At 37.9% G+C, this 13726-nt stretch carries 10 protein-coding genes; 5 read left to right on the top strand and 5 right to left on the bottom strand.

The genetic code is table 11. The features are described from left to right. Nucleotides 1–43: 43 nt before the first annotated feature. On the bottom strand, nt 44–2077 hold the full coding sequence (locus G8782_RS16015; protein WP_246231719.1) for a bifunctional metallophosphatase/5'-nucleotidase: 2034 nt from the start codon (nt 2075–2077) through the stop codon (nt 44–46). Nucleotides 2078–2338: 261 nt separating this feature from the next. Between G8782_RS16015 and G8782_RS16010 the strand changes: the two genes are divergently transcribed. Beyond that, nucleotides 2339–3343, top strand: a complete 1005-nt coding sequence (locus G8782_RS16010) for a nucleoid-associated protein (RefSeq protein WP_172373037.1) — start codon at nt 2339–2341, stop codon at nt 3341–3343. Between the two features lie 124 nt (nt 3344–3467). Here G8782_RS16010 and asnB read toward each other — a convergent pair whose 3' ends face one another. Beyond that, entirely contained in the window at nt 3468–5336 is a 1869-nt protein-coding gene (gene asnB, locus G8782_RS16005; protein ID WP_172373036.1) for an asparagine synthase (glutamine-hydrolyzing), read from the bottom strand. A 607-nt stretch (nt 5337–5943) separates the two neighbouring features. Between asnB and G8782_RS16000 the strand changes: the two genes are divergently transcribed. Then, nucleotides 5944–6570: a LysE family transporter gene (locus tag G8782_RS16000; RefSeq protein WP_172373034.1), complete on the top strand. Its 627-nt coding sequence runs from the start codon at nt 5944–5946 to the stop codon at nt 6568–6570. Here G8782_RS16000 and G8782_RS15995 read toward each other — a convergent pair. Next, nucleotides 6555–7907: an amino acid permease gene (locus tag G8782_RS15995; RefSeq protein WP_172373032.1), complete on the bottom strand. Its 1353-nt coding sequence runs from the start codon at nt 7905–7907 to the stop codon at nt 6555–6557. The genes G8782_RS16000 and G8782_RS15995 overlap by 16 nt on opposite strands. A 187-nt stretch (nt 7908–8094) precedes the next feature. On the opposite strand from G8782_RS15995, the gene G8782_RS15990 reads away from it, so the two are divergent. From G8782_RS15990 to G8782_RS15980, 3 genes are all read left to right on the top strand, one after another. Further along, the gene (locus G8782_RS15990) at nt 8095–8418 is read left to right on the top strand and encodes a winged helix-turn-helix domain-containing protein (protein ID WP_172373030.1); all 324 of its coding nucleotides are present in this window, start codon (nt 8095–8097) and stop codon (nt 8416–8418) included. Between the two features lie 279 nt (nt 8419–8697). Next, complete coding sequence (locus G8782_RS15985) at nt 8698–9885, top strand: DHH family phosphoesterase (RefSeq protein WP_172373028.1); 1188 nt, start codon at nt 8698–8700, stop codon at nt 9883–9885. Nucleotides 9886–10003: 118 nt separating this feature from the next. After that, nucleotides 10004–10951: an AEC family transporter gene (locus G8782_RS15980; RefSeq protein ID WP_246231717.1), complete on the top strand. Its 948-nt coding sequence runs from the start codon at nt 10004–10006 to the stop codon at nt 10949–10951. Between the two features lie 30 nt (nt 10952–10981). Here the strand turns inward: G8782_RS15980 and G8782_RS15975 are convergent, their stop codons facing one another. After that, nucleotides 10982–12403, bottom strand: coding sequence for a VWA domain-containing protein (locus tag G8782_RS15975; protein ID WP_343035082.1), 1422 nt, complete (start codon nt 12401–12403; stop codon nt 10982–10984). 13 nt (nt 12404–12416) lie between these two features. After that, nucleotides 12417–13598, bottom strand: coding sequence for an AAA family ATPase (locus G8782_RS15970; protein WP_172373024.1), 1182 nt, complete (start codon nt 13596–13598; stop codon nt 12417–12419). Nucleotides 13599–13726 lie beyond the last annotated feature (128 nt).

Below are 13726 nucleotides of genomic sequence, written 5' to 3'. Positions count from 1 at the left end.
GATAATATAATAGGACAGGCTTATGCCTGTCCTATTATCCGCCTTATTCTGCCACGTCGATAATTCGACCTTCAACTTTTGGAATAACATTTCCTAAACTACTTAGATGTTCGGCAAAGTTTTCCCAATCACTAAGACCTAAATCTGTTACTCGACCCGCTTCATATGCTCTTGCAAAAACTGTGTAGCCGTCTCCGCCTTTAGCGGTAAACGCATTTGTCGCTATGGCATAAGTCTCATTATCACTAATTTCTGTGTAGGAGCCATCTACATTTTTATAAGCTACGGAAACAACACGCTCACCAGCGGGTTTTCCTGAATCGAATGTTACTTTTGCGCCTGATACGTGCAAGAAACCGCCATTTTCGCGCGGGTACTCTCGGAAACTAATTTCAAACGCCTCTTTTAATTCAGCTCCAGTTAGGTCCATCGTTGCTAACGTATTGCCAAATGGAAGGACTGTAATTACCTCTCCAACTGTAATTGGACCAGCATCAATTGCAGCCCGAATCCCGCCGCCATTTTGCAATGCCATGATTACCTCTGGATTATACGTTTTCGCTTTTGTTAGCATACCGTCTGTTATCAAGTTACCTAATGCTGTTTCATTTTTACGTACACTTGGCAATGTATTATCACCACTCGTTCGTGGATTTTCTAATTTACTTTCCGCTGTTGCTCCAATTTCTGTTTGTGAAACTTCTTCTACTCTATCCGAGTATGGTTTTAACATTTCAGCAGCTTCTGGATCTGCAACTTTTTCACTAACTGGGATTAACTCCCCCTTAAAGTCAACGATGACACCCTCTTTATCAAACTCAATATCTACGGCTCCTAAAAATTCATTGTATTGATAGGCTTGGACAATGAGCGTTGGATCTTTCGTTGCGCCAGTTTGATCTTGGTCAACGATAACAGGTTCATTTAATTGTGTATGGCTATGTCCGCCAACAATAACATCAATTCCATCAACTGTTGCAGCTAAAATCAAATCATTATCAACTGCCGGGTTATCATCGTAACCAAGATGTGTCAAAGCAATAATTTTGTCGACGCCTTGTTTTTCAAATGCGGCTACTGCTTTTTCAGCTTCGTCAATGTAGTCGCCAAAAGTTATTGCACCAGGACTTGAAAGATCGACTGTTTCAGGGGTTGTCAGTCCAAAGATACCAACTTTTTCTCCATTAATTTCCTTAATGATTCCATTATAGATTTTCCCTTTTTCTGGCTCACTTGAAATTAAATCACTGAATAAGCCCTGAAATTTATCATCTTTTGAAAAATCGGCATTAGAACTGACAAATGGGAATTGGGCTGCTTTAATAAAGTCCGCTAGTGCTTGATGTCCCGCTTGTGTTGAACCTAAATCAAATTCATGATTACCAAATGTCATCGCATCATAACCCATTAAGTTCATGAATTGTAAGTCTGCCATTCCTTGAAATTCGTTGAAATACAATGATCCCGACATGACATCCCCGGCATCAAGAAGAAGTGCATTTGGTTTTTCTTCCCGCACTTCCTTCACAGCTGTTACACGTTTTGCTATATTATTTAAATTTCCATGTGTATCATTGGTATGCATAATAGATAGATCAAACGGAAACTTAATCGCATCTGGGTCCGCGCCCTTGACATACTCAATTTGTTGAACGTTTCCGGCCCCTCTGATTTCAGAAACTTTATCCCCTTCAATAATCACTTTAGACATTTCAATCCCATTAAAATCAACAACCGCACCTGCTTTTTTAGGTTTAATTGTAACGGAAGTATCTTTGAATCCATCACCATAAAACGTTGCATAACTACCGGTAAATACAATACCATTCTTTATTGTTGACGTTGAATCGAGTGTAATAGAAGCACTTGAGTCATGTATCATCAATTTTCCAGTTTTATAGTTCTTTAGATCATATACTTTTTCGAATTCCGTTTCTGCTGATGCTTGTCCACTCATTACTTTAGATGAAGTCGTCGTAGCTCCGACTGTTGGCGACATTCCAGTTAATAATAAACTAATCCCTAAACTTGCCGACAATAATAGATTTGAACTTTTTCTCCATTTACTTGTACGCATTCAGTGAGCACTCCCCTTTTTTTGCTAGAACGATTGATTCCAAATTAACAAGTTGTGGTAAGCTCCCCTCCCATTGAATTAGGTTTAATCTAATATTCTAGTTCTTGTCCAATCAAGTTAAGTATAAATACCGACTAATTACTTGTCAATTATAACTTTTTGTAATTATCGGAAAGGTTTATTATTGTAACATCCATGAAATTAATATGCAGAGTATGATATGGTGGAACATCGACAACTTATGAGTAGAAGGGGAATACCATGTTAGAAGTATCTGAGAGTAAATTAATGCAGTATGTCATACATCACGTTAGTGATACGCCTGTTTTGGGAGATGAGGCATTCTCTCAACCAGAAGTCATGCTAGAAGCGGCTTTCACGCAATTAGCGTTTAGCAAAATAGATTTTGAACAGCAATACGAATTTTTCCATGAATCGGATATTGGATTGAATGAAGTTTTTACATACGTGAATTCAATTTTTGACACGGAAAGTAGTTTCCTTGAACAATCGAAGAATATCGCGACACACTTACAAAGCGTGTCTAATCATCCTAATATTAAAAGCGGCGAATTGTTCATTGGATTATTCGATAATTGTTTATGGCAATCAGAAGTGAAAAAGGCGATCGCCATTGTTAAAATAGATGAAAAAGAAATGTTTTTAGATGTGAAAAATGAGCAAAATAAAATGACTGTTGATGGTGTCGATGGCATTAATGTGAAGAAAATCAATAATGTTGCAGTCATTGTGGATATGGGACCTGACGCTATGCCTGCTGTCTTTATGAGAACGAGGAGAAAAGAGGATGTTGTTTATTGGCAAGAGCGTTTTTTAAAGATTAAGGTTGCCGATGAACACTATCATAATACCAATTTAGCCTTAACAGAAGTTAGAAAAATCATTAGTAAAGAAGAGAACTTTACAAATACCGAGAAATTAAATCTATTAAACAAAACACTCGATTATTTTAAAAATGAAGAAGAATTTCAGGTAGATGATTATATTGAAACGGTCTACATAGGAGCTGAACCCGAACAAAAAGAGATAATCATCAATTCGGTAAAACCATATGAGACAGTCATTTCCGAGAGTGCAATCGAAAAGGCAGAAAAAAGTTACAGACGTAAAATAAAACTGGATGACAATATTGAAATTCAAGTGAATGTTCGAGATATCAAGCAAATCGATGACCTGATTAAAGTTGGCTTTGACGAAGCGACCAATCGGAAGTTTTATAAGATTTATTTTGATGAGGAAAAGTAATTAGCGATCTATATTAGGCATTCGGCAAAGAAACTATAATAGCTAGTTCATCAGTGATAAAAAACGATCCCATCCTATGATGAGATCGTTTTGTTTCTCTGAGACTGCGAGAGACCTTAAAATGTCAAATTGACGATGAAACTGCAAGTCTACTGTCATCCCTCACAGAATTTTCCTCCATAAAATACTTCTTATACCATATTAAAAACATATAAATCGCCCATATTTTTCGTCCGTTTTTTACTTTACCTTGATAATGATTAGATAACAAATTCATGATTGACTTATTGTCAAAGAACTGTGCTGCCTCTACACTTTCAAAACTGGCCTTGATTTTTGAATAGTATGTTTCCTCCCTGATCCAATGGTGGATCGGAACTGGGAAGCCGATCTTTTTACGATTTGCATAATCTTCCGGAAGCGCCCTTTTTGCAGCTAAGCGTAAAGCATATTTCGTGTCAATATCATTTACGCGATATTTCGAAGGCACTTTTTCAGCAATTCTCATGACTTCGCCGTCTAAAAACGGTGAACGTATCTCAAGTGAATGTGCCATATTCATTTTATCCGCTTTCAATAAAATATCATCTACTAACCATAAGTGCATGTCCAAGTACTGCATTTTTGTTATGTCGTCTTCATTTTCTACTTTCTTATAGATAGGTTTCACAATTTCTTGTACAGTAGGCGCATTTTTATATGTTTCCGTTAACAGATTATTGACCTCTTTTTCTTCAAACACTTTTGCACGGCCAATAAACCACTCTTCCAACAAAAGACCACCTTTTATTAAAAAGTGCTTTCCTCTAACTTCAGGTAAACTTTTCGCAAAAATACCCAACGACTTACGAACTGAACCCGGAATTTTTTTATACCTTTTCATTATTTTTGTCATATCGTACTCATCATATCCACCAAATAATTCATCGGCGCCTTCGCCAGTGAGCACAACTGACACTTCGCGACTTGCAAGTTCCGCTAAAAAATACATTGGTATGATAGAGGGGTTTGAGTGTGGTTCATCCATCATATATAAAATTTCATCTAATTGATCAAAGCATTGGGTAGGATCTAATATTTTACTAACATTTTCAATGCCCAATTCATCTGACAATTTTTTTGCATTATCTATTTCTGAAAAGTTTTCCTTACTAAAACCGACTGTAAATGTTTTTTTTGGCTTTAAAATGGTGGTTACATAACTGGAATCCACACCACTCGATAAAAACGACCCCACTTTTACATCACTCATTTGATGTACGCTGATAGACTCTCTTAGCACGTCATCAATTTCTCCTACAATTTCTTCCAACGGTTGATCTGTTGGATTAAAATTTGGAGACCAGTAGCGTTCGGTAGAAATCTGTCCGTTATCACTTGTAAAATAATGCGCTGCTTGTAATTTAAAAACACCTTTAAAAAATGTTTCGTTTAATACCGGAAACTGAAATGTTAAATAAGGTTTTAATGCTTTTTGGTTAAGTTCTTTAACGAAATCTGGATGCGGCAGAAAGCTTTTAATCTCGGAACCAAAGAAAAAAGTGTCATTCATATGTGCATAATAAAAGGGTTTAACGCCAAACCTATCGCGGGCACCAAACGTTTTCTTGTTTTTTCGATCCCATATAACGAATGCGAATACACCGCGCAGTTTTTCAGGCAACTTTTCAGCATACTCTATATAACCGTGGATGAGCAGTTCACTAATGGTGTCTGTTTCAAATACATAACCTTTAGAAATAAGTTTTCCTCTTAACTCATTACTATTATAAATTTGTCCATCGTAAGCCACGACAAATGAATCATGTGCTTTAAAATGCAATTGACGCTCTTCTTCGTTAATATTTCTTAATGATAGAAAGCCTAGTGCTGCTTCGTTTTCTATAAAAATCCCCGACGAATTCGGTCCGCGATGACGAATCTTATCCATCATTTCAGCTAAAACAAGTGTGGCATTTTTAGTTTCACCAATAAACCCCGTAAATCCATTCACTTTTTACAGCTCCAATCTCTTTTATATGGATAAATTGTCAAGTCAAATAGTGCCTTGAACAACTAAAAGACTTGCTCTAACTTTATATACCCTTGACATGTGCAAAAAGTTTTCAGAAATAAATCTTTCTTACGGAATCAAATGTTGCATATATTAATGTAGTTTAATGCCTTCTACTTGCATGCACTAAACACAACAATACTACTACCAACCAAATTTGTCGATAAGTAAAGTTAGGAGTAATGTTGTTCATGATATTAAAAAGCAAATCTTTAACACTATAATAAAATAAAGAGGAAGACTTAGCATTTCAGACAGCCGTCTGGAAAATTAATATAAATAAAAAACAAAAAGAAGCTGTTCCTCATTCCTTGAAACAGCTCCATTGATTGTGTACACATATCTGTTTAGCCACATTAGTCGGCAAGCTTCATAGTTATTGGCGCGTCATTTCCTGTACCCTTTTCAGTAAATGTTTTTACCTCATCCTCTAATTCACACCAAAATTAAACACATAATAAAAGAAGAAATTCTCCTTATTAATAGTTGTACAGGTCACTCCCCTCGAATAAGATGCATAGACATCAATTTAAGGGAGGGCTATTTCTTGAATTCAATAGCTGCCTATATCTTTTTAGGCGTATCTTTAGCTGCACCAATCGGCCCTGTTAACGCCGCGCAGCTAGATACGGGGATTAAAAACGGATTTTTTCATGCCTGGATTTTTGGTATTGGCGCTTTAACAGCCGATGTCCTGTATATGATCATGGTTTATTTCGGGATTGGCCAAATTATTGAGTTTAATCCTGTTAAAATCTTTCTTTGGTCGTTTGGTTGTTTTGTTCTTACATATACGGGGATAGAGAGTTTATTTTCGCAACATAAAATTGACTTAGCTTTAAGATTCAGGAAAAAAACTCGTCTTAGACGTTCCTTATTATCAGGTTTTTTCATGTCGCTTTTGAATCCGCTTACTATTCTTTTTTGGTTAGGAATTTATGGTTCAGTTCTTGCGGAAGCAGCCAAAGAAAGTACGGATAATCAACTAATCATTAATAGCCTAGCCATCATAGTTGGTGTTATTTTATGGGATACGATCATGGCCACTATTTCTAGTGGTGCCCGCCGATTATTATCCACAAAGCTATTGAAGATTATCTCCATTCTTTCATCCCTAGCCATGATTGGATTCGGAATTCACTTTGGAATTCAGGCTTATCACGCACTGTTTTGAGCCTCTTCTTTCTGCCATCTTTTTCGCAATGACAAGACTACAATCCCGATTACCGTGAGAAATACTAAACTGATAAAAAAGCCTGGCCGACTTGTTTGATGGAAGAGAGTTCCGCTTACCGCCGCAACTATCAGGATCATTCCGATCACTCTTTTTACTTTATCTGCAGCAGTCGGTTCAATTAATCTGTGGTACATGCTTAAAATGAAAAACCAATTATAAAGCAGCATTAGTGCCGCAGCAGTGGTTATATATTCGTACACTTTTTCAGGCAATAATAAAGAAGTGACTATAGAAAGAACAAGACCAGTTGAAGTTAAAGCAATAGCAGGTAACGGCATTTTGAATTTCTTTTTCGTTTGTTTGCTGAATATCTTAGGAGCATCTCCATCTTCAGATATTGTCAGAAGTATCGTGGTAACCGAAAACAGGGATGCAGACATCGTCGAAAACCCGGCAATAATAATCGCCGCAGTAAACACATGCGGGAAAAATTCGATATTACTAAAACCTGATAAAGCCTCGACAAAGGGGCTTTTATTCTCCCTGAACTTGTCAAATGGCAACAGTAATAGCGCCAAAGAAAGTGCGGTAACATAAATTACTCCGAGCAACCCTAACATGACTTTGCCCGATTTGGGAGCATCCTCCTTATTTTTAAGATGGATGGCCATTACGCCCATTACTTCGATCCCACCATGAGCGTAAAAGGCAAATATTAGAGCGCTCCAAAACCCGAATACACCTTTAGGAAAGAATTCATTAACAGTTTGAGGAATTCCTGCCTTTTGACCTCCCTCAAGTGTCCCCGTCAGCGCTAAAATGGCAATAACAATAAACATAAAAATAGCCGCAATTTTCATTACAGCGTAGACACTTTCCAATTTCCCAAACGCTTTTGCTCCTATAAAGAGGACTATGAGACCGCAAACCGCATAAATTGAAGCAAATATCCACAATTTAACGTCAGGGAACCAAAACTTAGATAAGAGTGAAATTGCGGTAAGCTGACTGCCTATGATTAATATCTCTGAACACCAATAGACCCATCCACTGCTAAAACCAGCCCAACGTCCATATGCTTTTTTCGCATAGGTACGAAAAGATCCTTTTTGCGGATCCTTGGCAGACATTTTAGCTAATGCTTCAAACACGATGTACGTTGCACTTGCAGCTATTATAAAGGCCAGGATGACGGATGGACCTGTCATTTTAATCGCGATACTTGACGCCAAGAAAAATCCTGTACCTATAATGCAACCTACTCCAATAAGCGATAATTGCCACCAAGCAAGATTTACTGTTTCGTCCTTTGAACCTGACTTTTTTTCTCCCATTTCCACACCTCCCGCATAAAAGATAGCTTCCCACAAAAATGAGGATTTATGTGCTAATGAAAAGTGCCTGAGCAACAATCTGTAAAAGTTTCTAATCTCTAAATTATCTTTCTTGCCTTGAAAAATTCACCACACTGTCCCCTTTTCATCAAATCCGCCCTACATATGGTGTAAAGGGGGAATTTTGATGACAAACTACTTAGCAGAATATGCGTATTTCACAAATGAATTTGACTTAGACAAGGCACTTTCCGAGCATAAGCAAGACCATTGGCGAGCGATGAACAATACGGACCGCGATGTACTTAACCTTATTTATCACTATTCCATGGAGTTTGGAGCAGCTCATTTAAAACATGATACGATTGCTGCGGCAATTGGAAAATCTAACGGTACAGTTCGCCGAGCAATTCGGAAACTGGTGAAGCTCGGCATCATCGATCGCGTTCATTACATCCGGCCAGTTATGAATGGACTCGGTGCGAATATTTACGCGATCAGACCTTGCTAATATTTATCGAAATTACAGCTAAGCACAATCCTGCAGCCGCAATACAAACACCTATTTAAGAAGCGAAAATACTTGCTCGCAAATCTACTACAATCGTGATTACTTGAGCAATATAATACGTATTGTTGGTTGTTCATGGCTGTGTTGAAAATGGATGAGGCGTAAAATAGTAAAATTGAATTTACAAATTCTAACAAAGGAATATGTCACTTTTTTCATGCAATAATCGTACATTAATATTCGTGAATTTGGGGTAAACTCTTCACAGAGGTGAAAACGATGTATAAATTATTGTCGCATAATGATTTGGATGGTGTAGGTTGCGGAATTTTGGCGAAGCTTGCTTTTGGCAAGGATGTAAAGGTACGTTACAATTCAGTTTCTGGTCTCGATCGTGAAGTGGAGTGGTTTTTAGAAAATGATGACCAGAATACTTTTTTGTTTATCACAGATTTATCCGTCAATGCAGAAAATGAAGTAAGGCTGGAGCAGTTTTATCAAGATGGTGGAAAGGTGCAGTTATTGGATCATCATAAAACAGCATTGCATTTTAACGAGTACAATTGGGCTAAAGTGACGGTAGAAGAGGAGGATGGAAAACTCACATCTGCCACTTCGTTATTATACGAATACTTAACTTCCCATCATTTGCTTGAGCCAACCGAAGCCATCACAGAATTTGTTGAACTTGTTAGACAGTATGACACCTGGGAATGGGAGAAAAACAACAATGACCGGGCACAAAGACTGAATGCGCTCTTTTTCTTAATTTCCATAGGAGAATTTGAAGAAAAAATGATCATGCGGCTTCAGTCAAGCGACCATTTTCAATTTGATGAATTCGAAAAGAAGTTGCTCGATATGGAAGAGGATAAGATTGGGCGGTATATACGGAGGAAAAGGCGGGAACTTGTTCAACTTCAAGCGGAAGAGTATTTTGCGGGTGTCGTCTACGCCGAGTCTTATCATTCGGAGCTGGGAAATGAACTTGGAAAAGAATATCCTCACCTTGACTATATTGCCATATTGAATATAGGCGGAAGGAGGATGGGGTTTCGAACAATCCATGATCATGTTGATGTCTCACAAGTTGCGGGAAAATATGGAGGAGGCGGACATGCAAAAGCGGCTGGCTGTTCTTTAACGCCTGAAGCCTATCAACTGTTCATTGTTAATACATTCCATTTGGAGCCATTGCGAGAAGATGCACATCGAAATCGGTATAATGTCAAACACTCCCCATTTGGCACTTTGTATAAAAGCCGAATGGACGATGTTTTTCTTTTATATCCGATTGACGAAGACACATGGGCCATCGAACAAAACTATTTTCAGCGGGAAGAGCGTTTTGAAAGTTTTGGGGAGGGCGAGAGGTTCTTAAAAAGAAACTATGAGGCATGGCTTGTACGAGATGAAGCATTTGTGCATTTTTTAATGGAAGAAGTGAAAAAGAGGAAAAAAGGATAGATATGAAAATCGGCAGATACGATGATGTACCTGCCGATTATGTCGAAGAATTGCTGTTTTCAACTAATCTCTTCTTTATTCATAGATTACAATACAAAATCAAAAGGAGATATAGTTTTTGCCATCTATTAGCGCTTTTATAATTGCAATGATTCCGCTTTATATAATGGCTATTATTGGCTTCACTGCTCGCAAACTACGCGTATTCAGTGAACATGCTAATCAGGTCATAACACAGCTAATGCTCTATATAACGTTACCTGCGTTGATCTTGTTCTCGCTTCAAACGACTTTTTCCATTGATTTGCTAATTGAATTTATTTGGCTTGTCATCATGTCTATTTTCGTACTATCTGTATCCGTGTTTATCGGGGCAATTCTGCGAAAAAGAGCTGCACTTCCTGCCGAGCAAAAAAGCGTATTTGAGAGCTTAATTATCTTTGGCAACCAGGGATTTATTGGATTTGCTGTCATTTATATTTTGATGGCCGAGCAAGGGATTATCTACTTAACCGTATTTAATATCTGCTACTATATATTAATCTGGACGTATGGCATTTATCTGTTTACAAAGCATAACCAAGTCGTAAATTGGCGTGTGTTATTTTTCAATCCGGGGATATTGGCAACACTAGTTGGAGTATGTATGCTTTTCCTTCCGTTTAGTTGGCCAGACATAATTTTGACGACATTTGAAGATGTCGGTAAAATGACCATTCCTTTATCAATGATCCTAATTGGTAGTTTACTTGCTGACATTCAGATGAGAGATATTATACAGTACGGTAAAAATGTTTATATTTGGATCGCTTCCATGCTTAAATTAATTATTCTTCCTTTAAGCTTGCTTGTTTTTATATTCCTGCCTGTTCCACGATCGCTAATAATCGTTGCTATGCTGACAGCTGCAATGCCAAGTGCTACAACTACCTCTGTTTATGCACAAAAATATGGTGCGGATGCTTCCTTTGCATCGTTTGGTGTTATGCTGACTACGATCCTCTGTATTATTACCATCCCTATCGTTTACAACTTTCTACAATGGGTACAATCATATATAAACTAATAACGATAATCCTTTGTTTATAGGTTTTTGTTACACTTCAAATGCTGTAAAACTTCCTTCGTTATCAAAATCAGTCACTTCAATCAGCCTATCGGTGAACTGCTCCACCGTACTTCTGTTACAACCGATTACGAGGGATAGCACATTGAATGCCTTCTCTCGTTTCTTTTTATTGAACGCCTCCAGGAACGAATCCGTCACTCGGTCTTCGCCATCTGTAACAAAAACAATATCTGCTTGTTTAAAACGACTTTCATTGATTTGGTGCAGCGCTTGTTCAAGTGCAAGCGTAAAATTTGTTCCGCCACCTAAAAAGGTTCGTGCGAGTCTAGTCATTTCAGAAGCAGCAATTTTTCCTTTTTCATACCTATAAATTTTGATTCGTGAAGAGAATAGTACCAAGCATAAATCTCTTCGCTGCTTCTTTGCGATAGACATTAGCGCTAATGTAAATCCTTTCGATTGGGTTTCAAGGCTGCGCATACTGTCTGATTGATCCAGACAAAGTACAATTGGACCTTTTTTCAAATCCACACACCCTTTTTGTTCAAATTGCATTGTTTCGCATTCCGCAAAGCGACGAAGAAAATCCATTTTCGTAATCGGATGTGTATATAAGCAAAGCTCGATTGGCAGCAAATTTTCAATGCTATTCCCAATCGTAACGCTCCTTCTAGTTAGAGATTCGCTTTGTTTAGACTTTTGTTTTTTTCGGGCAGTCTGTTTAAATCGACCCGCCCATTCTGCGATTTCTTTCATCTTTTTAGTAGATGCAATTTTCTCGGCCAATAATATTTTATCGCGTAAGGGTACTTTTTTTAATTCTGCATCTGCATTTCCTGCACCTAAGCCACCCAGCAATGATTTCAAGTCACTTTCCACTTGCTTAGATTCTTGTCGAGCATCGGCCATTGCTTGCAAGAAACTTTCGTAATTCCCTAGAATCGTCTGCTGTAATTTTTCATTCAACTCATTCATTTCATCTGCTAGGCTATTTTCAGCGGCTTCTTGAAATTGTTGCTTGCGCATTTGTCCAAGGCGAAATTGGATTTTCATCAACTGTTCCTGAAAGTCTTCATCTTCCTCTAGTTGCTGAGCCAACCATTTGTTTATCTTTTCTCCAAACTGCAATGCACTAATGACGGATGTAAAATCATTTAATCTGGTGAAATTTCGGTGGTAGGCAAAGTATTCATTCGCCATGATGACTTCCATAAGTAATTTATTTACCGAAAGAAAGTCATCGACTTCTTTTACAGATATTGCTGGTTTCATCTTATAGAAGGAAGCCCAAATATCACTTAGTAAAGGTTCAAACGTAGGCAATGTTGCTTCATGTGCAAGTTTTTGGAGACCCTTTGACATCGCAAAAATTTCTTTGAAACGTCTTCTATCGAACGTATCTGTATTCAACACTGAACAGTTCATTTCGTCTATTTTAAACCTTTTCACTAACCCACTCCCTTTACATATTATAAAAAATTCCAGCAGTCGTCCCCATCTCCTTTTTAACATTTAACTCATAAAAATACATCGGCTCTAAAATAGCATTCAATATTTCTTGTTGCATCGACTTCACTTTAATTAGTAATGCATCGATTTCCATTTCCCGTCCTTTATAGCGCCCTTTCATCTCAATCATATCAGCGACTAAAGCTTCCATTTTTTGTGTTGCTTCCATTCCTGCCTCTACCGATTTATCCCGCATTATTGAATCGAACACTTCGTTCGCTTCACTTTGAATAGAATGGAGTGCCCGAATAACAGCATCTTGTGCATGTCTATGGACGATGACTGAAACAATGTCTTTTTGATTAATTGTTTCCCAAAGGGCATTTTCAAGGATTACAATGTCTTCTACCAACACGACATTCCTTCTGCGAATCAATGCCCTTGCCTGCAGCACGCTTAATGACTGCTTGAACCGTCGGTCGGACGGTCGAATCCCCTCATCCCATAACTCGTTGCGAATCTTTAAAATAGCGTTGTATACTTCGTCTTCGATAACTACCCTATCTGTCAACTTTTGAAAGTGTATTAAATCCTCTATTGTCATGGTTGGCATTTTCTTATGTTGGCCTGGATCCTTCATCATAGATATAAAATTCGTACCCTCTACTATATAATCAACCTCAAATCTCAGCAAAAAACGATCAAATAGCGCTTCCAGTCCCTCTCCTTCTTCTGGGTATTCATTCGACGCGCCAACTACAGACATCAAAGGAACTTGTACCGGTAAACCATTGTTGTAAAAAATCCTTTCATTAATAATCGTTAGTAAACTGTTTAGTATTGCGCTGTTTGCCTTAAATATTTCATCTAAAAACACTAAATTCACTTCCGGCATTTTTGATGCAGTATTGCGTTTGTATACGCCTTTTTCCAAGTCCTTCAGCGATAAAGGGCCAAATAATTCCTCAGGTGTACTAAACCTCGTCAGCAGCCACTGAAAATATTTAGCACCTTGGATCATTTCGGCCAGCTCCACGGCTAATGCAGATTTTGCAGTTCCCGAAGGACCAATCATAAGAATATGTTGTCGTGATAATATTGCGATCAGGAGTGCTTCCACTTCATCTTCGCGCTCATAGAACTTAGCGTTTAAAGCCCTTTTAATTTCGTCTAGTTTTGATAGATTATTCTCCATTCAGCACTACTCCCGTCACTAACCTATGTGTTTTAGAACAAGCTTTTCCATCTGCATTACTTTCTATTCCAAAAGTAAACAGCTTTTGTTTCGCCCCCCTTTGTATGGCCTCAGCTTATAAGGCACTT

This window comes from Sporosarcina jiandibaonis, from assembly GCF_013184495.1.
Classification (GTDB): Bacteria; Bacillota; Bacilli; order Bacillales_A; family Planococcaceae; genus Sporosarcina; species Sporosarcina jiandibaonis.
The sequence above is the reverse complement of the archived record's forward strand: the minus strand, read 5'-3'. Positions and strand labels throughout refer to the sequence as shown.